Annotated in this window: 16 protein-coding genes and 1 tRNA gene; 8 read left to right on the top strand and 9 right to left on the bottom strand. The window is 60.1% G+C overall.

Features of this window, described 5'->3' with window-relative positions:
• The first annotated feature begins 20 nt into the window (after positions 1-20).
• The 3 genes from I2H81_RS06885 to I2H81_RS06875 all read left to right on the top strand — a co-directional run bounded on the left by I2H81_RS06885 (position 21) and on the right by I2H81_RS06875 (position 2,283).
• Positions 21-97, top strand: a tRNA-Glu gene (locus I2H81_RS06885).
• 150 nt (positions 98-247) lie between these two features.
• Positions 248-1,555 carry a lysylphosphatidylglycerol synthase transmembrane domain-containing protein gene (locus I2H81_RS06880; RefSeq protein WP_195645018.1) on the top strand — a complete coding sequence of 436 codons (1,308 nt, stop codon included), beginning with the start codon at positions 248-250 and terminating at the stop codon, positions 1,553-1,555.
• A 116-nt stretch (positions 1,556-1,671) separates the two neighbouring features.
• Complete coding sequence (locus I2H81_RS06875; protein ID WP_195645017.1) at positions 1,672-2,283, top strand: TetR/AcrR family transcriptional regulator; 612 nt, start codon at positions 1,672-1,674, stop codon at positions 2,281-2,283.
• A gap of 190 nt (positions 2,284-2,473) precedes the next feature.
• On the opposite strand, the gene I2H81_RS06870 is transcribed toward I2H81_RS06875, so the two are convergent.
• The 7 genes from I2H81_RS06870 to metK form a co-directional block, all read right to left on the bottom strand.
• Positions 2,474-3,907, bottom strand: a complete 1,434-nt coding sequence (locus I2H81_RS06870) for a radical SAM protein (RefSeq protein WP_195645016.1) — start codon at positions 3,905-3,907, stop codon at positions 2,474-2,476.
• A 212-nt stretch (positions 3,908-4,119) separates the two neighbouring features.
• On the bottom strand, positions 4,120-5,334 hold the full coding sequence (locus I2H81_RS06865) for an ABC transporter permease (protein ID WP_195645015.1): 1,215 nt from the start codon (positions 5,332-5,334) through the stop codon (positions 4,120-4,122).
• Positions 5,331-6,104 carry an ABC transporter ATP-binding protein gene (locus I2H81_RS06860; protein ID WP_195645014.1) on the bottom strand — a complete coding sequence of 258 codons (774 nt, stop codon included), beginning with the start codon at positions 6,102-6,104 and terminating at the stop codon, positions 5,331-5,333. Before I2H81_RS06860 ends, I2H81_RS06865 begins: the two co-directional genes overlap by 4 nt.
• The gene (locus I2H81_RS06855) at positions 6,104-7,531 is read right to left on the bottom strand and encodes an efflux RND transporter periplasmic adaptor subunit (RefSeq protein ID WP_195645013.1); all 1,428 of its coding nucleotides are present in this window, start codon (positions 7,529-7,531) and stop codon (positions 6,104-6,106) included. Before I2H81_RS06855 ends, I2H81_RS06860 begins: the two co-directional genes overlap by 1 nt.
• A gap of 132 nt (positions 7,532-7,663) precedes the next feature.
• Entirely contained in the window at positions 7,664-9,370 is a 1,707-nt protein-coding gene (locus tag I2H81_RS06850) for a L,D-transpeptidase (protein ID WP_195645012.1), read from the bottom strand.
• 149 nt (positions 9,371-9,519) lie between these two features.
• Positions 9,520-11,127: an L-serine ammonia-lyase, iron-sulfur-dependent, subunit alpha gene (sdaAA, locus tag I2H81_RS06845; protein WP_195645011.1), complete on the bottom strand. Its 1,608-nt coding sequence runs from the start codon at positions 11,125-11,127 to the stop codon at positions 9,520-9,522.
• Between the two features lie 313 nt (positions 11,128-11,440).
• Positions 11,441-12,721, bottom strand: a complete 1,281-nt coding sequence (metK, locus tag I2H81_RS06840; protein WP_195645010.1) for a methionine adenosyltransferase — start codon at positions 12,719-12,721, stop codon at positions 11,441-11,443.
• A gap of 287 nt (positions 12,722-13,008) precedes the next feature.
• Here metK and gltX point away from each other — a divergent pair, with 287 nt between their 5' ends.
• From gltX to I2H81_RS06815, 5 genes are all read left to right on the top strand, one after another.
• A complete protein-coding gene (gltX, locus tag I2H81_RS06835) occupies positions 13,009-14,484 on the top strand; it encodes a glutamate--tRNA ligase (RefSeq protein ID WP_195645009.1) in 1,476 nt (491 codons plus the stop codon).
• Between the two features lie 211 nt (positions 14,485-14,695).
• Entirely contained in the window at positions 14,696-17,149 is a 2,454-nt protein-coding gene (gene priA / locus I2H81_RS06830) for a replication restart helicase PriA (protein ID WP_195645008.1), read from the top strand.
• 18 nt (positions 17,150-17,167) lie between these two features.
• Positions 17,168-17,704 (top strand): peptide deformylase, encoded by a 537-nt coding sequence (gene def, locus I2H81_RS06825; RefSeq protein WP_195645007.1) that lies wholly within the window; start codon positions 17,168-17,170, stop codon positions 17,702-17,704.
• A 363-nt stretch (positions 17,705-18,067) separates the two neighbouring features.
• Positions 18,068-18,988: a methionyl-tRNA formyltransferase gene (gene fmt, locus I2H81_RS06820; RefSeq protein ID WP_195645006.1), complete on the top strand. Its 921-nt coding sequence runs from the start codon at positions 18,068-18,070 to the stop codon at positions 18,986-18,988.
• Entirely contained in the window at positions 18,985-20,385 is a 1,401-nt protein-coding gene (locus tag I2H81_RS06815; RefSeq protein ID WP_195645005.1) for an RsmB/NOP family class I SAM-dependent RNA methyltransferase, read from the top strand. Before fmt ends, I2H81_RS06815 begins: the two co-directional genes overlap by 4 nt.
• A 141-nt stretch (positions 20,386-20,526) precedes the next feature.
• On the opposite strand, the gene I2H81_RS06810 is transcribed toward I2H81_RS06815, so the two are convergent.
• Together I2H81_RS06810 and I2H81_RS06805 are read right to left on the bottom strand one after the other, a co-directional pair.
• Entirely contained in the window at positions 20,527-20,763 is a 237-nt protein-coding gene (locus I2H81_RS06810; protein ID WP_055310612.1) for an FmdB family zinc ribbon protein, read from the bottom strand.
• An 88-nt stretch (positions 20,764-20,851) separates the two neighbouring features.
• Positions 20,852-24,148 carry a 4-alpha-glucanotransferase gene (locus I2H81_RS06805; protein WP_195645004.1) on the bottom strand — a complete coding sequence of 1,099 codons (3,297 nt, stop codon included), beginning with the start codon at positions 24,146-24,148 and terminating at the stop codon, positions 20,852-20,854.
• Positions 24,149-24,248: the final 100 nt, after the last annotated feature.

Here is a 24,248-nt window from a genome sequence, read left to right as displayed (position 1 = left end):
CGGCAGTGCAGATGTCATGTGGCCCGTTCGTCTAGCGGTTTAGGACGCCGCCCTCTCAAGGCGGAGATCACCAGTTCGAATCTGGTACGGGCTACCATGCATCTGATACCCGGTCTTTCCACGGAAGGCCGGGTTTTTTATTATCAAACAACTGTCTGTCATTCCCGTTTGAACAAGAGCTTTTCGTTCTGCTTATGGCCCTTACGGGTACAATAACCAAGATATTTTGACTGTTAGAAGGAGTCTCATGACGGAGTCCTCTCAGCATACGTCCAAGCCCCAGGTCGAGGTTGAGGCCTCGGGCGGCGATGACAATAAGAGCGCACGCCGCGGCGCAATCTTTATCGGCGTTGTGCTGGTAGGTTATATCGTCTATCTGGTGGTAACCGGGCAGATGGGGCAGTTCTGGGCTGCTATGTCGAGCGTCCAGGCGCCCTGGCTCGTTGTCGCGTGTCTTTGCATGTTCATGTATCTGTTCTTTGGCATTGTGGCCTATGCGATCGCCGTCTGGCTCGACCCCAATTCACCCGTCGGCATTCGCGACCTGATCTCGGTCGAGGCGAGTGGCATCTTCTTTGGCAACCTGACGCCAATGATGATGGGCTCTACGCCTGCCCAGATCTACCGCCTGACCAAAGCGGGCCAAAACGTGGGCGAAGCGGGTGCCACGCAGTTCACCCGATTTATTGTGTATCAGTTTGGCCTCGTTGCCTGGGGCGCTATCCTATTGCTTGCTCGCATGCCGTTTTTTGCCGAGCGCTATGGTGACATGACGCTGCTGTGCGTCTTTAGTTTTGGCGGTCACTGCTGCATCCTGCTCGGCATCTTCGCCGTCGCGCTCATGCCTAAGACCGTCACGCGCGTCGCCCATTGCATCATCAATTGGCTCGAGCGCATAGGTGTCTCGGCCACTAAGATCGATGGATGGCGCTCGTTTGTCGATGGCGAGATCTACTCGTTCTCCGAGAAGTTCAAGCTTTCGGCCGGACATTTTTCGTCCATGCTGCTCACCGTGTTTATCACCATGCTGCAGCTCGCGTTTTTCTATCTGGTGCCGTATTTCCTGATGCTTGCCTTTGGCCACCACGAGGTCGACTTTTTCTCGGTCATGGCCGCGAGCGCCTTTGTCCAGCTGCTGAGCTCTGCGGTCCCCTTGCCCGGTGGAACTGGTGGCGCTGAGGGCGGCTTTGCATTGTTCTTGGGTCATTTCTTTGGGTCGGCTTCGACCGCCGGCTATCTGCTGTGGCGCCTCATTACGTTTATCGCGCCGACCATTTTGGCTGCGCCCCTGCTGGGCCTTAAGAGCGCCCACAACGAGAGTATCCATGCGCGCTGGGATCGTGTGATGCGCAGGTTCGGCCGCACGCCTCAGACGCCCTCTGCGCCCACTATGCCGCACCCCATGAATGCTGTTACCGTTGATCCCAAGAAGCACGCTCAGAAGGCTTCTGGGACCGCTAAACCGGCTCATAAAGCCTATGTGCGACAGACAGGCGACGGTATCCGCGTGTCTCCGTCGGCACTCAATAAGAAGAAGCACCCTAAGTCCCAGTAGGGCAGTCGTGCGTTCTTCATGATGCGGGGCATATTTGTGCTGTATGGGGGATAATCCTCTTACGTAGATTATCTCTCATCTGTTGATGAATGCCCGCATATCGAAGGGACACGTCCATGGACACCAGCAAACCGCGTCTTGATCGCCGCATCGTTCGCAGCCGCAATGCCATTCTTACCGCTTTCGAGCGCCTGCTCATGGAAAAGCCGCTGGCAGACATTACGGTGAGTGCCATCGCGCGCGAGGCCAATGTCGACCGCAAGACCTTTTACGTTCACTTTGGTACGGTTGATGGCTTGCTCGATGCCATCGCCGCCGATGTGGTCGAGATGATCGTCGACTCTGTCGAAAAGACGCTTTCCTCTATGGGCGGTAACACCAACGAGCGCGCCCTGGGCGCGGCGGCGACCTTCTTTAAAACCGTTAACGAGGCGCTGTGCAACAACCTGGTGCTCAATCGTCAGCTGATCGAGAACATTCCGCTCGATGATTTTATGGCTCATCTTCGTACGCCGCTCGAACACGAGATTGCCGAGCGCGATCTGCTGCCCCAAGGTCTCAAGGACGAGATGTTCGACTACTATCTGGCGTTTCTGCTGTCGGGTATCATCGGCATTTACCGCACGTGGGCGCTCTCCGATGGCTCGGTGCCCATCGAGCGCATCTCGGAGGTCGCTAACAATCTGACGTTGAACGGACTATCGAGCCTTGAATCTCGCTTGGAGTAGGCCTACTGCCGGAATATGTCCCCAAGCAGCCCCTTAATGAGTTGCGGTGAAATAGTGTCTGTTTTTGCTGGTAGAAGGCATAATCAGTCCCTATTTCACCACAACTTAGGGGATATATGTCATAGATGGCGCGGGCGCCCCAAGGTAATTTGGGGCGCCCGCGCCTTTGTATTCTATCGATGATGGGGCACTAGCAGCTAGACTTAAGCTTGCGGTCCTGCTGTTCGAATTTATGCATATCGCTATCGGCCATGCCCTGCGTCTCGTCTTTGTGGCGCTTGGCATAGAGGGGGTCGCTTGGATCGTTCCAAATGCGATCTGCCACGGGAGCCCAGGCCTCGGCCGCGGCGCGGGTTTTCTCGCGCAGCTGCTCGGGCGTTTCCTTCTCGACCAAGTCGGTGCTCATGGCACCCGTCTCGGCCACCATCCTGGGCAGCACATCGGGGTTCTCGAGCATGGGGCAGGGCTTGAGGTAATTGTCGTTGAACGGCTGGCCCTCGTAATACTTCATAAAGAGGGGAGAGCGCAGCGCGTCAAGCAGACTCACTTCGTGGATGTTGGCGTTGGAATAGTGGATGAACACGCACGGCTCCACGTCGCCCGCTGCATTGATGTGCAGGTAGCGACGGCCGCCGGCGATACAGCCGCCCACGTACTCACCGTCATTTTGGAAATCGAGGGTAAAGAGCGGCTTCTTCTCGCGCATCTCACGAATAAAGCGATACATGTGCTCGCGCTGTTCGGGCGTGGGCATGAGCTCGGAGGTGGCGTTGCGTCCGACCGGCATAAAGTGGAAGTACCAGCAGAAGAGCGCTCCCTCGCTGATCATCCAGTCCATGTTTTCCTCGGTGGCGACGGTATCGGCGTTGGCGCTGGTCCAACAGGTCGAAATACCAAACGGTAGATTGCGCTCGCGTAGGAGTTTCATCGCATGCTCGATCTTTGCGTAGGTCCCCTCGCCGCGGCGGGCATCGGTGGTGTGCTCGTTGCCCTCGGCACTGATGGCCGGAACAAAGTTGGCTACGCGGATCATGTCGTCGCAGAACGCTTCGTCGATAAGCGTTGAGTTGGTAAAGCAGAGGAACACGCAATCCCGGTGCTTTTCGCAGATCTTGATAAGGTCGTGTTTGCGAACGAGCGGCTCACCACCTGTGTAGATGTAGATGTGCGTGCCGAGTGCTTTGCCCTGCGTGATGATAGAGTCGATGTCTTCAAACGAGAGATTTTGCTTATAGCCGTACTCGGCTGCCCAGCAGCCCGTGCAATGCAGGTTGCAGGCGCTCGTGGGGTCGAGCAGGATGGCCCACGGAATGTTGCACTGGTACTTTTCGCGATTCTTCTCCTGCTGCGGCCATGCGAGCAGGTTGCCGTCGACAATAAGCGCCTTGAGCAACTTGGTGCGCATATCGGGATTGAGGGTGAAGACTCGCATGATCAAGTCATACCAATTGCCGCGGCTCTTGATGACGTTGGTGAACGCTTCGCGCTGCGCAGGAAACACGCGGTCGGGGACCAGCTTGTTCACGAGATCCATGATTTTGTCGATGTTTTCTTGCGGGTTGTCGTCGAGATAATCGATGAGTTTGTTGAGCGCTGCACGCTCCGCTGACTGTGTAAGCGACATGGGCATATCCTTTCATGTGTGGCTTGTGTGTGATAATACCCATATGTGGAATTAAAAGAGCGTAAAGAATACCTATTGTGTCTATTCAACGAATCAATTTGATTTGGGGTAAAGCGTTATACCAGACGCTTTCAAAGTTGCGGTGAAATAGGGTCAGATATAGCCTATTAACAGCATAAACAGCCCCTATTTCACCGCAACTCATTGGTGGCTTACTGGTAGCGTAGACACTCGACGGGGTCGAGCTTTGCGGCGCGGCGGGCGGGGTAGAAGCCAAAGATCACGCCGATGCCGACGGAGACGGCGAAGGCCAGCAGCACCGTGGCGATTGAAAAGCTCGGTGTGATTTGCCCGCTGGCACCGAGCTCGCTGAGAACCCCTGATCCTGCGGCAAACATCGCAAGGCCCCAGGCCAGCAGATAGCCAATCAGGACACCCAGTAGGCCACCGGTGACGCACAGCGCCGAGGACTCGGCCAAAAACTGCGCGGTGATATCGCGACGACTGGCGCCCAGGGCACGGCGAATACCGATCTCGCGGATGCGCTCAGTCACGTTGGTGAGCATCATATTCATAATGCCGATACCGCCGACAAGCAGTGAGATACTAGCGACAGCACCCATGATGAGCGAGAAGGCGCCCATAAACGAGTTGAGTGCATCGATGGCGCTTTTCATGGAGGTCGCCGATACGCTGTCGTACTCATCATCCTCCGCGATTCCCTTCATCGCGCGCACCTTGGACTCGATGGTTTTGCAGAGCTCATCCATGTCCGTACCCTCGGCGGCAAGTGCTGTCACGCTGGGGAATGAAGGATTCTCGTCGCCAAACAGGCCGGAGATGGTTTCGCGTGGCATATACAGCGTGAGCGAGCCCATGGAGTCGTTGCCGCCATCAATCACGCCTACAATCTGCACCTCGCCGTTGGACACCTTGATGGTTTTCCCCAGTGCGTCCTGTTCGTTGCCGTAAAGCTGATCGGCGCCGCCGCGGCTGATGAGCGCCACGTGCGATCCTGATTGAGACTCGGCCTGTGAATAGACACGTCCTGCAACGAGCTTGCTGGCACCCACGGCGTCGAGCATGTCGCTGTCGACACCCTGTGCCATGACGGTATAGCTTTTATCGCCGGTCTTGTACTCGGTATACGCGCTGTCGACAATGCCGATCTGCTCTATCTGCGGCACTATTTTTTGAAGCTTCTCGACGTCCGAATCGGTGAGTTCTTGCGACGAATAGATTTGCACCATGCGTGCCGCATTGAGGCCCAGGCTATTGACCAAGCTGTTTTGGATGCCGCCGATGAGCGAGGTCATGGCGATGACCGAGGCTATGCCGATGACAATGCCCAGGATGGTGAGCAGGCTGCGCCCCTTATTGGCCTCGAGCGAGTGAAGTGCTTCTTGGATGAGGTCGTGCGTGCTCACACCATCACTCCTTTCTGCGGGATGGTCGGTTCGGAGATCGTGGGTAGGCTATCTACGGCGTTGCGCAGGGTCCGCGGTGCATGTGGAATATACGCGCCGTCGTGGATGCGGCCGTCGCGAATGGTCACGGCGCGGTCGGCCTCGGCGGCGATGCCGGGGTCGTGCGTGATGAGTATGATGGTCTTGCCGCGCTCCTGGAGCTTATGGAAGGTCTCCATCACAAGCGCTCCGGTGGCGGAGTCCAGGTTTCCCGTCGGCTCGTCAGCCAAAATGATGGGCGGGTCATTAACGAGGGCGCGTGCGATGGCGACACGCTGCATCTGGCCGCCCGAGAGCTCGGATATGCGGTGGTCCCAGTGGTCGACGGGCAGCGTGACGGCCTGCAGCGCGTGCACGGCGCGCATTTCGCGCTGGCTACGGGGCACGTTGGTGTAGGCCAGCGGCAGCATGACGTTTTCGATAACCGACAGGCGCGGCAGCAGGTTGAAGCTCTGAAAGACAAAGCCAATGCTCAGGGCGCGGACTTCGGTGAGCTCGTCATCATCGAGCTCCGCCACGTTGAGGCTCTGCAGGTAATAGTCGCCTGCTGTCGGTTTGTCCAGGCAGCCCAGGATGTTCATGAGCGTCGACTTGCCTGAGCCCGAGGGGCCGGTAATGGCGACGAACTCGCCGGGATCTACCGCCAGGCTCACGTTGTGCAAGATGTGGGCGCAACCCGCCTCGCTCTCAAAAATGCGGTGCACGTTGCGGATGTCGATGACGGGACGCATTACATACCCTCGTCGGCAGACATACTGCCCGAATCTGCGCTGTAGCCGCCGTCAGCCGTTGCGTCCGCTCCGTTGTCCATGACGAGGGTGTCGCCATCGCGCAGCTTGGTAACCGGCACGTTAGGGTTGATCTCGTTGCCCTGGTCGTCGCGCTTGACCTGTATCTTGCCGACTACAGCTTCGTTGTCGTTTTGCGTCACGACGGTCACCTTCACGCGACGGGTTTGCTTGCCCTCGTCATCGGTTGCCACGTTGACGTAATAGTGTTCGCCGTCTTTGGTCATGAGCGCCATGGTCGGCACCATCACCACGTCGTCGAGCTGCTCGGTCACCACCGAGACCTCAGCGGTCATGCCGGGCTTAAGGCGGCTATCGGGAGCTTCGATGAGGATGTCGACGTTAAAGGTCACGCTGCCGCTGCCACCGTAGCTGGAGTCGGAGTTTGCCACCGATGCGATAGCCGTGACGGTGCCCTGGCTCACGATGTCGGGAAACGCGGGATACGTCACGTTGGCGCTCTGACCCACGGCGATTTTGGCGATGTCCTTTTCGCCCACCTGGACCGTTACCTTCATCTTGGAGAGGTCGGCGATCTGCATGCACTGTTTGCCACCGCTCGTGTCGCCTTCTCCCATGACCATGCCCCCGGTCACCGTGGCGCCCACCTTGGCGTTGAGCTCGACGATGCTGCCCGCGCTGGGGGCCTTCACGGTGCGCTCGGCCGCCTTTGCATTTGCCTGCTCGAGTGTAGCCTGAGCCGAGGCGAGATTGCGCTGCGCACTCGAGACTGCGCTGGCGTTAGCGGTTGCGTCTGTTGGTGCAGCCGCCCCGTCGGCATCTGTCGCCGGTGCGGACTGTGCGGCAGCGAGTGCTGCCCGCGCATTGTTCAGGTCTTCCTGGGCGGCCGCGACCGCGCGCTGCGCCTCGGCAACGGCGTTATCGAGTTCGTCGTTTTTAATCGTCATGAGCACGTCGCCCTCGTTGACGCTCTGCCCGGCCTGTACGTTGATCTGCGCCACCGTGCCGTCGACAGAAGGGGAGACGACCGATGCCGAGATGGGCTTAAGCTGCCCCTTGGCTTCGACTGTGGTGGTAAACGTGCCTTCGGTGACCATGTCGGTCACCGGTCCGTTGGTGCCTGCGGGTTGCGCGTTGATGACCAGCGTTGCGATGATGGCAATGAGCGCGATGGCAACAACGACACCGACGGCGATACCGCGTCGGATGAGCTTTTTGCGCCGACGCTCGGCACGCTTTGCCTTGAGCTTTGCATAGGCTTCTTCATCGGAGATATCGGTCGAATCGTCGAGACTCGTTTGGGGCTGCTTGGTGTCTGCAGCGCTGATAATCGGCAGGGTCTCGGTGGCATCTTGGGGCATGCGATCGGAATCGTCAGGACCCGGATTGATCGTGGGGACCTTGGACATAGCGTCTCCTTTATCGATATGGCTCCGATAAGTATATACGCCCGTCGCGATAGGCGGGCGTATAGAAGTTGCGGATGACGGTACTGTAAGTTTTGTCGCCGTGCTGTCTACTTGTTGTAGACGTTAGCTGCGTTACGAGTGCACGACCACGCAGAGGCCGACTTTGATGCGCTCGTGGAGCGACTTGGCATCGGCCAGACGCAGGTTGATACAACCGTGGCTACCGCACCACTTGTACGATTCGGCGTTATCGAAACTCGAATCGTTTTGCCAGGTGGCGTCGTGGAATCCGACCATATTGCCCTCGAACGGCATCCAGTAGCTTACCGGGCTCTCGTATTTGGGCTTGCCGGTCTCGGGGTCCTTGGCACCGATGAGTTTGCTGGCGCCATCGTTGCTGTTGATCTGCCATACGCCCTCGGGGGTGGCGTCTTCGCCCGGTTTGCCAGAAATAAAGTTGGCCTCCCACACGATGTTGCCGCTCTCGTCGTAGTAGCGCGCATGCTGCTCGGACAGGTCGACGTCGATATAGGCCTTCCAGTCGGGCTCGCCCTTGGCGGTAAATGTGTCGGCCTTCTGGGAGTACTTGATCTCGATTTCGCCGGTCTGCTTGTTGTTGATGGCGTCCTCGACCTGCTTGGCGAGCGAGCTGCTGTCGATGGACCAACCAAAGTCGCCGCCTTCGACGGCGCACTGCTTGCCATCGGCGCGCGTCCACCAGCGAGTGGAGCCCACGGTATTAAAGCCGTTGGCGAGCTCGGCTGCCCAGCTGCTGATCTGCGACGTATCGAGCGTGGGGTTGGCCGGATCGGCAAAGCTGATCCACTGCAACACGGAGCTGCCATCAACCTTGCCGGCATCCTCGCCGTTGAGCTTGAGGGTCACGTTGACGCCCAAGAAGTTGTTGGCGGCATCGCATGCAGACTGAATCTGATCATCGGTCAGCGTTCCATTGAGCGGCTCATAGGCATCGTTGCCGAGCTTGGAAAGATCTACGGTCTCGGCCAGCGAGGCAAGCTCGAGCTCGGCATACTTAATGACATGCTCGCGGTTGAGTTTTTCGTTGGAGCGCGCCTTCTCGACGGTAAACTTGCCGGCCTGCTCGTCATAGGAGCTATTGGCCTCGAACGCGCCCGAACGCCCCTCGTTAAACTCGTCGATGGCGGCGCCCAGATCCTTCTCAAACTGCTTTTGGTCAAAGGTGTCGGAGAGCATGGACAGGTCGACGTCTTGATCAAGATCGACTTCGTTGGAGCTAGCGGTTGTTTTGGTCTTGCCGCTTAAGGATTCTACAAGGCGAACCGGCCATACAATGGCTTCGTTGCGGCTGATAATCTCTTTTGCGGCAGCTTCGCCGTCGACAATGGGCTCATCGGACTCGGGCTGATAGGTCCAGCTAAAGTCATCGCCTGTCACGGTGAGCTTATAGTGCTTCCAAGCCGAGTTGACCTTGGTGGCGGCAGACGAAGCGTTGGAGAACGAGACATCGACGCCGGCGATAGTGGTGTTGGGGTAGGCTACCTGCGAAAACGCTACGACGCCTACGATATAGACAATGACGATAAGACCCAGAACGACAAAGAGCGTCGTCTTTTTACCTGACTTATTGTTCTCGGCGGGTTTGCGTGCGGGGCCGCGATTGCCTCGAGCGTGCGTGGGGGGCTGCTTGGGCGCATTGCCGTTTGCCTGACGCTGCTGGTTCGGGCGTTGGGAAGCGTTTGCCGCACCACGCTGCTGACCGTGGCTCGGCGCGATAGGACGCGGCGACTGAACGCCGCCGGTGTGCCTGCTCGGCTGCTGCGGATCGGGAATCAGTTGAGTTCGATCGTTTTGCGACATCGTATGCATATCCTTCGAATTTCGCCTTGCGGCTCATCGTGTTTTTACTGGGCTTGCATTATAGCGATTACCCAGTTGTTTGTGGTATGGAAACGGTGGCATTCAAAAGAGGTGGGACATTTGTCCCACCTCTGAGTCGTTCTTTGTCGCTATCCGCACACACCGCATTTTGCACAGGCCGAAAGTGCGGCCGGAGCCTGCGCGATGCCGCCCTTTGCCGTCTCGCGCAGCGTGGCCGGCAACGCGTGGCCCACCGAGAGCATGACATGTGCCATCTGGTCAAACGGCACCAGGCTCTTAATGCCGGCGAGGGCGAGTTGTGCCGAGCTAAAGGCCGCCGCCACGCCGATGGCGTTGCGGTTTTGGCAGGGCACCTCCACGAGGCCAGCGACGGGGTCGCAAACGAGGCCCAGCAGGTTGCTCAGCGCGATGGAACTGGCGTCGAGCGCCTGCTCGGGCGTGCCGCCAAGCATCTGCACCAGCGCGGCGGCTGCCATGGCGGCGGCGCTTCCGACCTCGGCTTGGCAGCCGCCCTCGGCGCCGGCAACGCAGGCGCTCGTGGTGAGGTTGAGGCCGATGGCGGCGGCGCAGTAGAGCGCGTCCATGATCTGTTCGTCGTCGAGCTCGAGGTGGTCGGCGAGCGCCAGCACGCAGCCGGGTACGACGCCTGCGGAGCCTGCCGTGGGGGCAGCGACGATCACACCCATCGTGGCTGAGCGCTCGAGCACGGCCATGGCTCGAGCCACGGCGTCGGTCTGGACGGCGCCCATTAAGTTGGAGCTCAGGTCGTTGCTGCCGGTGGCATCGACAAGTTTTGCCTCGCCTCCGATGAGGCCGCCGAGCGATCGCTGCGGATTGTCGATGGGAGCCGTGGTCTCGTCTTTCATGACATCGAGCACGCGACGCATGGCAGCGACGGCATGCTGCTCGCCGGTCAGGCGTGCCTCGCGCACGGCCATGACGGCGCCGATGTTGAGGCCCAGTTCGTCACACGCATCGAGCAGCTGCTCGCCGTCGTCGAAGATTTCCTTTGCTGAGACGCCGGGGGAGAGCGATGAGGCCGAACCGGGAAGCTCAATGAAGGTGGCGTAATCGACATTGTCGAGCTTGCGTAACATGGGGATAACGGTGTCGTCGGGCGCGCCGTCGGTCTCAAAGACGGAGTAGGCCTGGCCGCCCACCTCGGTGCGGTAGGTGCGGCAGAAGGCGATGTTCACATGGGCGTAGGCGAGCAGGTTCGTGAGCGCGGCGAGCACGCCGGGAACATCCTGGTGCGCCACGAAGAGCGTGGAATACATGCCCGAGATGTCGACGCCGACGCCGTTGATGCGACTGATGCGCATCTTGCCGCCGCCCAGGCTCTCGCCGCGGACCTGTGCCGTGGCGCCCGTAAGGTCTTGCATGTCGATGTCCACGGTGTTGGGGTGGATGGAGGCGTCGTCGCCCTTAATGTCAAAGTGATATTCGAGGCCCTGCTCGCGTGCGAGGTCAAAGGCCTGCTTGATGTTCTCGTCATCGGTATCGAGGCCCAGGATGCCCGCGACGAGCGCGCGGTCGGTGCCGTGGCCGCGGTAGGTGTGGGCGAAGGAGTTCCACAGGCCAAAGGTGACTTTGGTGATGCGGCCTTCCAGCAGGCTGGCGGCAACTTGGGCGCAGCGCAGGGCGCCGGCGGTGTGCGATGAACTGGGGCCGACCATGACGGGGCCCAAGATCTCGAATGCCGAGGTCGTAGCTAGTGTTTGCGGCTTGCCTGCCATGGCTGCTCCTTTGCCTTGTCTCGTCGTCCCGAGGGGCGGGGCATAAGGTCGATCGCGAGTTCCGCACGAGCCGGAGAGCACTTAATGTGCTCTCCGTGCGAGCAGGACTGTCCGAGCAGGCGACCTTATGCCCCGCCCCTCGGGACTAAGGATACATGGTTGGAGTGCCTGTGCTGCAAAATTCATTAGCTAGTGACGCAGCGTAGGCTCATATCGAAACATCTTCACTACCGGATTAATAAAAAAGAAGTACCGCTTGGGGGCGGTACTTCTTTTGAAAGCGTGTGCGTGTTGTGACCTTGGTGGTTCCCAATTACAGTCCGCAGGCTGCTTTGAGTTCTTCGACTCGGTCGGTTTTCTCCCAGGTGAAGTCGGCGTCTTCGCGGCCGAAGTGACCGTAGGCTGCCGTCTTTTCGTAGATGGGGCGACGCAGGTCCAGATCGCGGATGATTGCGCCTGGGCGCAGGTCGAAGGTCTTCTCTACGGCCTCGACGATCTTGTCCTCGGCAACATGCGCGGTACCGAAGGTGTCGACCATGATTGAGAGGGGCTTGGAAACGCCGATGGCGTAGGCCAGCTCGACTTCGCAGCGGTCGGCAAGGCCGGCAGCGACCACGTTTTTGGCGACCCAGCGCGCGGCATACGCGGCGGAGCGGTCGACCTTGGTGCAGTCCTTGCCGCTAAAGGCACCGCCGCCGTGACGGCCGTAGCCGCCGTAGGTGTCGACGATGATCTTGCGGCCGGTGAGGCCCGTGTCGCCCATGGGGCCGCCCACGACAAAGCGACCGGTGGGGTTCACGTAGATGTCCGCTTTGTCCCACGGCATGTTCTCGGCAGCCATGACCGGGGTGATGACGTGCTCGATGAGGTCGGCCTTGATCTTGCCCATGTCCTCGATCTCGGCGGCGTGCTGCGTGGAGATGACGATGGTCGTGACCTCGACGGGCTTTCCTTCCTCGTAGCGCACGGTGACCTGGGTCTTGCCGTCGGGACGCAGATAGGCGAGGGTGCCGTCGTGGCGCACGGCGGCCAGGCGCTCGGCCAGGCGGCTTGCCAGGTAGTGCGGCATGGGCATGAGGGTCTTGGTCTCGTTGGAGGCATAACCGAACATCATGCCCTGGTCGCCGGCGCCGATCAGGTCGATCGGGTCGGTGGTGGCGCCGGTCTGGGTCTCGAAGGACTCGTCGACGCCCTGGGCGATATCGGGCGACTGCTCGTGGATGAGGCTCATAACGCCGCAGGTGTCGCAGTCGAAACCGAACTTGGCACGGTTGTAGCCAATGCGACGGATAACGCCGCGGGCGATTTCCTGTACGTCGACGTAGGCCTGGGTGCGAATCTCGCCGGCGACGATGACGGTGCCGGTGGTCACGAGGGTCTCGCAGGCGCAGCGGACGTTCTCCACGTTGGCAGGCACGCCGTTGGGGGCGATGTAGCCCTGCTCTTGGAGCTCTATTTCTTTGGCGAGGATTGCGTCGAGGACGGCGTCGCTGATCTGGTCAGCGATCTTATCGGGATGACCTTCGGTCACCGACTCCGACGTAAAAACAAAGGACCCGTGTTGAGGTGGGATGGAACGAAGTTCTTCTGACATGATTGTCCTTTCAAAAACGTGTCCCGGCGACCGTTACCATTCCGCCGGGCTCTCTATGCAAGGGCACATCATAGCGCGTAAATCAAACATTCACACCCTTTCCGCACCTACTCATTGGGGACAGACTTAAATGACCAGTCTTAAATCAAGAATGTCCCCAATGACTACAACGACTAGTCATTTAAGACTGTCCCCAATGGCTAGGTCGGTGCCCTTTGTGCGGAGGTGGGCATTGTTGCTTTATACTGGTGCGGTTAGACATCCATCCTGCAATCGAGGAGATTTCCATGGCATCAGACGTTCGCGTCCGCTTTGCACCCTCACCGACGGGCAAGCTGCACATCGGCGGCGCCCGCACCGCTATCTATAACTGGGCTTTCGCCCGCGCAAACGGCGGTACGTTCATCCTGCGCATCGACGACACCGATCCCACCCGTTCCACCGACGAGAACACGCAGATCATCCTGCGAGCCATGCGCTGGCTGGGCCTGGACTGGGACGAGGGTCCCGAGGTGGGCGGCGACTATGGTCCCTATGCCCAGACCGAGCGCCTGGACCTGTACAAGCAGGCCGCCCAGAAGCTTTGGGACGAGGGCAAGGCCTATCCCTGCTTCTGCACCAAGGAGCAGCTCGACGCCGATCGCAAGGCCGCGCAGGAGCGCAAGGACCCCTTTCAGGGCTATCAGCGCCGTTGCCGCGATCTTGATCCCGAGGAGGCCCGTCGCCGCATCGAGGCCGGCGAGCCCTACGTCCTACGCATCAAGGTGCCCGAGGACCGTGGCGACGTCGTCATCCACGATGCCGTCCACGGCGAGGTGACCTTCGACGCCAAGGAGCTCGACGACTTTGTCATCTTCCGCGCCGACGGCACGCCCACGTACAACTTCGCGACCGTCGTCGACGACGCCATGATGAAGATCACCCACGTCATTCGCGGCGACGACCACCTCTCCAACACCCCGCGCCAGGTCATGGTCTACGAGGCCCTCGGCGCGCCCGTGCCCACGTTCGCCCACATCTCCATGATCTTGGGTGCCGACGGCAAAAAGCTTTCCAAGCGCCACGGCGCCACCTCGGTGGAGGAGTACCGCGACGCCGGTTACCTGTCCGATGCCTTTGTCAACTATCTGGCGCTGCTCGGCTGGTCGCTCGACGGCGAGACCACAATCATCCCGCGCGATGTCCTGGCCAGCAAGTTCTCGCTCGACCGCATCTCCAAGAACCCGGCGACCTTCGATCCCAAGAAGCTCGATTGGGTCAATGCCGAGTACATCAACGGCATGTCCGACGCGCAGTTTGCCGACGAAATCATGGTCCCCGAACTGCACGAGGCAGGCCTCATCGAGGGTAACGTCGAGTACGGCGAGGACTGGATTGATGCGCTTGCCGCCATCGTCAAGCCGCGCACCAAGATGCCGGCCGACGCCGTGACCGTTGCCGCCCCCATCTTTGCTACGGCCGAGACGCTCGAGTATGACGAGAAGTCCGTCAACAAGGGCCTAGCCAAGGAGGGCATGGGTGCCATTCTGGACGCCGCCAAGGCCGCGCTCGAGGGCGTGGACGAGTGGACCGCCGAGGCCATCGACGCTGCACTTGAGCCGCTGCCCGAGCAGATGGACCTCAAGAAGCGCGTGGTGTTCCAGGCCGTGCGCGTCGCCGTCTGCGGCAACATGGTGAGCCCTCCGCTGGGCGAGACCATGGCACTCGTCGGCCGCGACGATTGCCTGGCGCGCATCGACCGCGCCCGCACGATGGCGCTGTAATCGCTGCGCAAACGTTTGTATCCGAGCCCCGTTCTCCCCGAGCGGGGCTCTTGTTTCTGTACCGATGAGTGGGTTTCTGGGACAAAATAATCAGTAGTGTTTGTCCCATGTTCGAGTGACGCAACAAGCTTGACACTTGTATCGGCCATGGGACAAACACTACTGATTATTTTGTCCCAGCCCTTTCAGGTCCGTTCGTTAGAGGTGGTGTATGGCTCAACAACTGTCGCTGTTTGCTTCGCCGAAACCGGAGGAGGCTCCGGTGAAGCCCGTTCCTGCCGCTGCCCCGGTAAAGCCCGAGTCTGCACCCGAACCCGTCGCCGCCTACGCGAGCGTGGTTCTCGACATCCCGACGCGTGCGCTGTCCGAGCCATTTGCCTACGGCATTCCCCGGTCCCTTGCCAACGAGGCGCAGATCGGATCCACGGTCCTGGTCCACTTTGGTAACCGTGCCGCCGCGGGCTATATTGTCGACATTGCGCCTGGGCTGGGCGACCTGCAGGGCAACAACGTCCTCGACCCTGCGCGCATCAAGCCCATCGAGGCCTTCCTCAGCAAGCCGCTCTTTACCGCCGATGCTGCCCGTATTGCACGCTGGATGAGCCGCGAGTATGTCGCGACGCTTTCCGAGTGCCTGCGCCTGTTTTTGCCCCCGGGCGGCAGCCCGCGTGTAGTCAAGGGCGACGACGGCGTGTGGACGGTTGAACGTCCAGCCGTCAAGCCCATCCAAAACCGTTGGGTGATGCTTACGCCCGAAGGCTTTGATTACACGCCGCCCAAGACCGCGGTCCGTCAGCGCCAGCTCATCGAGGCGCTACAGTGCGGCTCGGTTACGACGCGCGACCTCAACCTGCTCTACAACAGTATGTCGGCGACCATCAAGGCGCTCGAAAAGCGCGGCGTCGTGGTGGTGGAGGAGCGCCGCGCCTGGCGTGGCTGCAGCGAGCAGACCACGCTGTCCTCGGCAAGCGGCAAAGCGCCGGTCTCCCTTACCAACGGCCAGCAACGGGCACTCGTGCAGATTGAGCGCGCCCGCCTTGACGCCCATGGCGACGTGGTCCTGGTCGACGGCGTCACCGGCTCCGGCAAAACCGAGGTTTACCTCTCAGCCATCGAGCGCGTGCTCGCAGCCGGTCGCTCGGCCTGTGTGCTGGTGCCCGAGATCTCGCTGACGGCCCAGACCGTCGGCCGCTTCCGCTCGCGCTTTGGCGAGACGGTGGCTGTGTTCCATTCGCGTCTTTCTGCTGGCGAGCGTCTCGACCAGTGGGATATGGTCGCCAGCGGTGCGGCCCGCGTGGTTGTCGGCGCTCGCTCGGCGCTCTTTTGCCCGCTCAGCGATTTGGGCCTCATCATCATCGACGAGGAGCACGAGACCAGTTACAAGCAGGGCTCCAGTCCGCGCTACCATGCGCGCGAGGTGGCGGCCGAGATGGCACGGCGCTACCGCTGCCCGCTCGTGTTGGGCTCCGCCACGCCTTCTGCCGAGGCCCTCGACCGCTGCCGCCGTGGAACGTATAGCGGTGCTACTTGGACGCGTGTCGAGATGCCCGAGCGCCCGGGACACGCCGTGCTGCCCACGGTCCGCATCGCCGACCTGCGCCGTGAGTTTTCTCACGGCAGCCGCTCCATGTTCTCAAAACCCTTGATGGAGGGCTTGGAGCGCGTGGTCGAACGCCGCGAGAAGGCCGTGCTGCTGCATAACCGCCGCGGCTTTGCGCCGTTCCTGATGTGCCGCGAGTGCGGCTGCGTCCCCACCTGCAACCACTGCTCCACCGCGCTTACGTATCACGAGCGCACGCACACGCTGCAATGCCACACCTGTGGTTCGTCTTGGCGCGTGCAGCCGTATCCCGCGCCCACGAGCCGTTGCCCCAAATGTGGCAGTCGCTATCTGGCAAAAATGGGTCTGGGTACGCAGCAGATCGAGGACACACTGCACCAGATGCTTCCCGAGGACGTTGCCATTATTCGTATGGATGCCGATTCTACGCGCGGCAAGGATGCGCACAAAAAGTTGCTCGAGCAGTTCGATGCGGCCGATTGCGCCGTGCTGCTGGGCACCCAAATGATCGCAAAGGGGCTCGACTTTCCCGAGGTCACGCTCGTGGGCGTGGTCAATGCCGACTTTGCGTTGAAGTTGCCCGATTTTAGAGCAGGGGAGCGCGCCTACGATCTGTTGGAGCAGGTGGCGGGCCGCGCCGGCCGCGGCGATCGCCCCGGCGAGGTGATCATCCAGACCTACCTGCCCGAGGACCCGGTCATTCGCGCCGTCGCCGAGCACGACCGCTCGATCTTTACCGACTACGACCTGGACCAGCGCCGCGACGCCCTGTATCCGCCGTTCGTGCGTCTGGCCAACATCTTGGTATGGTCGGCAAGCCGCGACAATGCGCAGGATTATATCGGTCGCATCGCGAAGCTCCTCAAGCGTCGCTGGCATGCCGCCGCGCCCGACTTTTTGCGGGCGGGGAGCGCCGTGCCGCAGGTGCTTGGTCCGGCTTCGTGTGTAATCGAGAGAGCCAAGGACCGTTACCGCTTCCATCTGCTTGTAAAGTCGCCGGTAGGGTACCATGTCTCTGATGATATCGACGCCTGCCTCAAAGAGGTGGGCTCCGTGTGCGGCGTGAGCGTGAGCGTTGACGTCGACGCCTATGATTTGATGTAACTACCTGAAAGGATGGCCATGGAAGCCAACGGAATCGTACTGTCGCCCGACCCTCGTTTGCGCCAGGAGTGCGCCGTCATCGAGGAGATCACCCCGGCGATCGAGGCGCTTGCCGAGAAGATGAAGAAGATGATGTTCGAGAACGGCGGCTGCGGCCTGGCTGCTCCGCAGATTGGCGAGCTCATTCAGCTCGTCACCATCGACTGCGACTACAGCGACAAGAACGACTACGACCCGTACGTGCTCATCAACCCTGTCATTGTTGAGCAGAGCGACCATCTGGTATCGTTTAGCGAGGGCTGCCTTTCCATCCCCGGCATTAGCTGCGAGATCGAGCGTCCCGATCACGTTGTCGTCGAGGCGTATGACCTGGACGCCAACCTGATTCGCTACGAGGCCTCAGGCGACCTGTTCTGCGTGTGCCTGCAGCACGAGATTGATCACCTGCACGGCAACACCATGTTCGAGCGACTGAAGCCCATGCAGAGGATCAAGGCAGTCAAGGAGTACCAGGACGCCCTGGCCCGCGGCGCTCGACCGGGAGAGACGGAGTAGGTCCCACCGTCCCCTTCCGCCGCAGGGCTTAGGTTATTGCTCCATGCTCAAACAGTCCTGCTCGCACGAAGAGCACATTAAGTGCTCTTCGGCTCGTGCGGAACTGCGCGTGGAGCAATAACCTAAGCCCTGCGGCGGAAGGGGACTGCGCTTTCGTGCTCCTTTTCGCCCGGGTGCCGTCGGGCCAGGGATGGGCGTCTTCGCTGATAGGTGCTTTGCTGAAAGAGTTGCTTTTATTGCGGCTCTTTCTTTGGTTTTGGGTATATTTGTTCTTGTTGAAATGTTATTGCGGATGGACTGGTGACTTGGCTTTCCGCTGTTCTTTGTAGCCGTCTCGGCTTTGGTTGAGAGGAGACGTTCTTTATGCGTATTGTGTTTATGGGTACGCCTGATTTTGCTGTGCCTTCTTTGACTTCGCTTGTTGAGGCTGGGAATGAGATTGCGCTTGTTGTTACTCGTCCTGATGCTGTTCGTGGGCGTGGTAAGAAGCTAGAGCCGTCTCCTGTTAAGGCTAAGGCACTGGAGCTGGGGTTGCCGGTCATTGAGGCTAATCGTATGACGCCTGAGGTTGTTGAGGCGCTCCAGGCTGCCCAGGCTGATATTTTCTGTGTGGCTGCCTATGGCTGTATTTTGCCCGATGAGGTGCTGCATATGGCGCCGCTTGGTGTTGTGAATGTTCATGCGTCCCTGCTGCCTCGTTGGCGTGGGGCTGCTCCTATTCAGCGTGCCATTCTTGCTGGTGATGAGGTTGCTGGCGTTTCTATCATGCGCATCGGGCATGGCGTGGATACTGGTGCTTATTGTGCTCAGTCTTCCACATCGGTTGCCGGTAAGCATGCTGAGGCGCTGACCATGGAGCTTGGTGAGCTTGGCGGCAAACTGTTGGCTGATACGCTTCCTTCGCTTGCCGATGACTCGGCTGTTTGGACTGAACAGGATGAGGCGCTCGTTACCCATGCTGCCAAGATTTCTAAGCAGGAGATGCGCCTGGATCCGCACATGGCGGCGCTTGATTGCGTGCGCCATGTACTGGCTTCGTCCGATACCGCGCCTGCTCGTTGCGTGATTGCTGATAAGACCGTACGCGTGCTCGATGCTGCGCCGGCTGATGTGTCGCTCGGCGAGGGTCAGGTTCTCGTTCAGGCCAAACGTGTTTACCTTGGCCTATCCGATGGCTCGGTTGAGTTGCTCGAGGTTAAGCCCGATGGCAAACGTGCTATGGCCGCATCTGCTTGGGCTGCTGGCCTGCAGGGTGCCGATCTTATCTGGGGTGTTTTGTCATGAGCAAGCTGTCTCCCGCGCGCAAGCTTGCGCTCGATGTGCTGATGGAGGCCGATCGCCGCGGTATGTATGCGCGCGACGTGCTGTCCTCTCGCGCATCGGCCAAGGCTATTGACCAGCGCGATTCCGCTTTTGCCGCCCGCTTGGCGCTGGGCGTGGCCGCCACGCAGGGTATTTTGGACGAGTTGCTCGATCAGTTTCTCGATAAGCCCAAAAAGGTTGCGCCGCGCGTTCGCATGGCGCTTCGTATCTCGGCCTTCGAGATGCTCTACCTGCATACGCCTGGCCGTGTTGCCGTAAGTCAGGGTGTTGAACTGGTTCGCTGCGGTGCTAAGTCCGCCGCTGGCTTGGCCAATGCTGTACTGCATAAGGTTGCGGATCACGTTGAGGACTTTGCTACTGCGTCCGATGTGGATGAGTCTGAGCGACGTTTGGTCCGTCTGTCGCGCCTGATGGGTCTACCTCGCTGGCTATGCGCTCGCATTATGGCGTCGTTTGACACTCCAGAGGGTGCGCTTAACTTTGCCGGCAATCTGGCCCCCGCGCCGTTGTCCCTGCATGAGAATGCCTTTTCGACTAAGTCCGATCCGTATATCTCGCAGCTCGTCGCGCCTGTTTTCCCGGGCTGCCATGCCCCGGTCGATGCTCAAGTTACTGTTGCTTCGGGTGTGTTTGAGCGTGCTGCCGCGGTGGCATCTGACCTCAACGCGCAGCTTATCGCCACAGCTGCCACGCGCCCTGGTAGCTGCCTTGAGATTGGTGCCGGCCGTGGCACCAAGACCTATGTGATGATGTGCCAGGCCAAGCGTGCGGGCTATGAGCGTCAGCATACGGCGCTCGATCTTCATGATCGCAAGTGCGATCTGAATCTCGCTCGCCTGCATAAGGCCGGTATTCAGGGCGTTCGTACGGTTTCGGGTGATGCCTGCGAGCTTGATGAGGTGCTCACATCGTTTGATGCCATGCTTGGCGAGCCGGTTAAGTTCGACACAGTCTTTATCGATGCGCCGTGCTCGGGCACCGGTACCATGCGCCGTCATCCCGAGATTCCGTGGCGTCTGACCGAGAACGACGTTACGACTGAGCTGCCCAAGCTGCAGCTGACGATGCTCAAGGAAGCCGCTGCGCGCGTGGCTGCCGGCGGCGAGCTCATCTATGCCACCTGCTCGGTTTTCGACGAGGAGAACACGCAGGTCGTGGAAGCGTTCCTAAACTCTCCCGAGGGCACCGGTTTTAGCCTGGAGCCGCTCTCTCAGGCGCAGATTCTGCACCTCCCCGAGTTCGATCAGGCCAAGAAGCTCGTATCCGTTCGTCAGAACGATCGAGGCCTCTTCCAAAGCGTGCCGGTAAATGCCGATTCCTACGACGGCCACTTCTGCGCCAGACTAGTCCGCAAGTAACTACTAAGTTGCGGTGAAATTGGGATTGAATAGCGGCTTCTAGCCGCCAAACATTCCTTATTTCACCGCAACTCATATAGATGCCTGGGTAGCTAAAGAATCAGCCCCGCGATCGGTGTCGGTCGCGGGGCTGATTGGTTTCTAGTGGCTGTGCGGGCAGTTGGCGCAGCAGCCGCTCGTGGCGCTGGTGCTGGAGCCGCCGCTTCGCTGGTCGGTGTTGTAGAAACCGCTACCCTCAAATTTAATGCCGCTGGCCGAGAACGTCTTGGCCGCCGGGGCACCGCAGCTGGGGCACACGACCTCGGGGGTCTCGGACATGGGATGCTCAACCTCAAACACGTTGCCGCAGCTCGAGCACTTGTAATCGTAGCGCGCCATAATTCTTCCTTTTCAGCACAAAGCGGGCAGATTACTCTGCCCGCAAAAATTCAAACGTCTGTAACTGTACCCTATATTGGGCGTTTTATCACGCTTCGCCCCAGAATCTATGCGTGTTGCGCAGGAGCTGTGCGGTTTTGCCCTCGGCGGCCGCAACGTCGGCCTCGTCAGCCTGCCAGGTCCAGTTGCCCGTGGCCACGCCCGGTACGTTCATGCGCGCGTCGTCGCCAAGCCCCAGGACATCCTGCAGCGGCATCATCACCAGGGGAGCGTCGCTTGCCAGCGCATCGCTCATCAGCTTGGCCGCCACCTCAACACCGCTCGGTTCGTCGCCGCCCGCAAAGGAACGCGTACACCAACCCGCGAGCGTCGACGTGTCGTGCGTCGAGGTATACAGGATCTTTCCTGGCGTAGGGTGCACGCCGCAACGGACGTCGTAGTCGCCAAACTCTAGCACGTCCATGCCGGGGAAACCACAGGTCGAGGCCATGGCGCGAACACCGGGCGTCAAATAGCCCAGGTCCTCGGCGATAAAGTTGAGCGGACCCAGCTCGTCATAGGCGGTCTGAAACAGGTCCTTGCCCGGTCCCGCCAGCCAGCGACCTTCGGCGCAAGACTTGCCAGCGGGGATACTGAAGTAGCTGTGGAAGCCCAGGAAGTGATCCAGGCGCACGCGGTCGTAGAGCGAGAACGCACGACGTAGGCGATCCATCCACCAGCTATAGCCGTTCTGCTTCATGTGGTCCCAGCGGAACGTCGGGTTGCCCCACACCTGACCCTCGGGCGCAAAGTTGTCGGGCGGCGCACCGGAAATCTCAATCGCCTTGCCGGTATCGGACAGCCAGAAGTTCTCGGGTTCGCTCCATGCATCGGCCGAATCGTCCGAGACATACATCGGGATATCGCCGATGACCTCGATTCCTTTCTTGTGCGCATAGTTCATAAGCTCGCACCAAGCCAGGTCAAAGCGGTACTGCATGTACGCCTGCAGCTCTGACTCGTCGTGGAAACGCTTGTCGTCGATCAGATGCTCGTTGTAGCGCGCAACATCTGCCGGCCAATCGTGGCGCGATTCGCCCTCAAAGTACTTTTTGACGGCCATATAGACGCAGTACTTCTCGAGCCAATCGGCATTGCGATGTTTAAACGCGGTGTACAGCGGATCGGCATCCTCGCCGCCACGGGCCTTCCAGGTCTTAAAGTCTGCGGCTAGCTCCTCGTGGCTCTCGGGTAGCAGGTCGATATTGCCTGCAAAGGCCGAAGGACCGGCGTAAGGGGAGCGGAAGAAGTCCGTGGGGTTGACGGGCAGGACCTGCCAGTAGCGCATGCCCATAGCGGACAGATGGTCAATAAAGCGACGCGTGGGCGCGCCGATCGTGCCGGGCTTGCCGTCGTCGGTCGGCACCGAGGTGATGTGACAAACGACACCCGCGCCGTGATCGAGCGGCTCTTGCAGACGCTGCTCGGCGTGGTGATAGATGATCGACGACCCCAGCGGATACAGATCGAGCGTGACCGTGCCGTTGTGGATCTCGCACTCGTGACCGCTGATCACGTCACTCGCGCATTCGTCGAGCGCCGGAATCGTCACGCGGTGCGAATTGCGCAGGCTGCGGTTGATGATAACCGTCGCGGACTCGCCATCCTTGCCCGTGCGGTTGTATGCCAGCACCTCGTCGTTGAGCGCGAAGGCCTTGATTTCGCCGTCGATCATAAATGGCAGTGCGCGGCGTACGGCAGAGGCGTTCTTGACGATAGCCAGCGTATCGAAGTCGTGCAGTTGGTCCTTGGTCGGCAGGGTGCGGCGGTTGCCCGGATCGGTTAGACCCTCCAGGCCGTATTCGTCGCCGTAGTAGATCGAAGGCACGCCGGGGAAGGTCATCTGCATGAGCGTGGCGAGCCAAAAACGGCTCTTGGCCAGGCCCATCGAGTTCTCGTCCAGGCGCCATTTGCTGCGCTCGCACTCGGGCAGCTGCGACTCGTCGGGGCCGCCGCCGAGCACCGAGATGATACGCGGGCGGTCGTGGCTCGACAGCAGGTTGAGCGCGCAGGACAATGCCTCGCTCGGGTAGTTCTCGCGCAGGGTCTCGATATCCTCGGCTGCCTGGTAGGCGTTCTTGTAGCCCATCAAAAAGCCGATGACCATGTCGCGGAAGGGATAATCCATAGCAGAGTCCAGCTCGGAGCCTTGCAGATAGCGGCGCAGATGGCCGTAGCTGATCTTGTTGGAGGCGTCTTCCCAGACTTCGCCGAGCAACAGTGCATCAGGCTTCTCGGCGAGCACGGCCTTTTTGATCTCGGCCAGGAAGTCATCGGAAAGCTCGTCGGCCACGTCTAGGCGCCAGCCATGAGCGCCGGCACGTAGCCATTTACGGATCACGCCGTCCTTGCCCAGGAGCTGCTCGCGAACCAGCTCAGAGCTCTCATTGATGGCGGGCATATTGCCCACGCCCCACCAGCAGTCGTATGAGCCGTCCTCGTGGAAATAAAACGCATCGCGCCATGGAGAATCCTCGCTCTGCCATGCGCCCACGCCGGGGTAGTTGCCGTAGCGGTTGAAATAGATCGAGTCATCGCCCGTGTGGTTGAAGACGCCGTCCAGGATAATGGAAATGCCGAGCTTCTCGGCCGCCTGGCACAGCTCGGTAAAGTCCTGCTCGGTGCCCAGGATCGGGTCGATCTTGGTGTAGTCGGCCGTGTCGTAGCGGTGGTTGCTCGCGGCTTCAAAAATGGGGTTGAGGTAGATGGCTGTAAAGCCCAGCTCGGCGATGCGAGGCAGGTCTTCCTGGATGCCCTTGAGCGACCCGCCGTAGAAGTCCCAGGTTTTGATGAAGCCGTCTTCGGCGCGCTCGTACACGGGCGGCTCGTTCCAGTCCTCGACCATGCGGCGCTGGATTCCGTTGCGTGGTTTTTCGACCTCGGCCAGCGTGCGCTCGCGCCAGTTTTCATCTCGGGCGTAGCGATCGGGGAAGATCTGGTAGACCATTCCACGCTCGTACCACTCGGGACGCACTTCGCGGTGCTTATAGACGGTAATCTGGAAGGACGGCACCTCGGCGTAGTCGTAAGTTACGCCCTCGCCACCGGTGCGACCCTGCGGTGCGCCCAAGCGGACCTCGGGCTGGCCCTCGATATTGCAGATAAAGCTGTACCAGATAAGACAGGGCTCGGTACACTCAAGCTCTACGGAAAATATGCCGTCGCCTTCGTGCGTCATGGGATACCGAGACTCGCCGATCTCATCGACCCAAGTGCGCAGGGTGAGCGTTGCCTGGTTGGGGTCGGCATCCTCCAAGATCACCGAGAGCGAAACGGAAGTGCCAGTGGTCACAGCGCCAAACGGAGTGCGAAACTGCGGCAGGCGGCTGTTGTGTATCAATCTCATAGTACGGTCCAGTTCAATAGAATCATGGCCTGCTGGCCATGGGCTTTACGCACAGGATGTAAGTATATCTGTTGTACACAGGCTGTATAAACAACATCCG

This window comes from Collinsella aerofaciens, assembly GCF_015561195.1.
In the GTDB taxonomy this organism is placed as follows: domain Bacteria; phylum Actinomycetota; class Coriobacteriia; order Coriobacteriales; family Coriobacteriaceae; genus Collinsella; species Collinsella aerofaciens_AC.
Note: the sequence above shows the minus strand (reverse complement) of the source record. Positions and strands in the feature narration are given on the sequence as shown.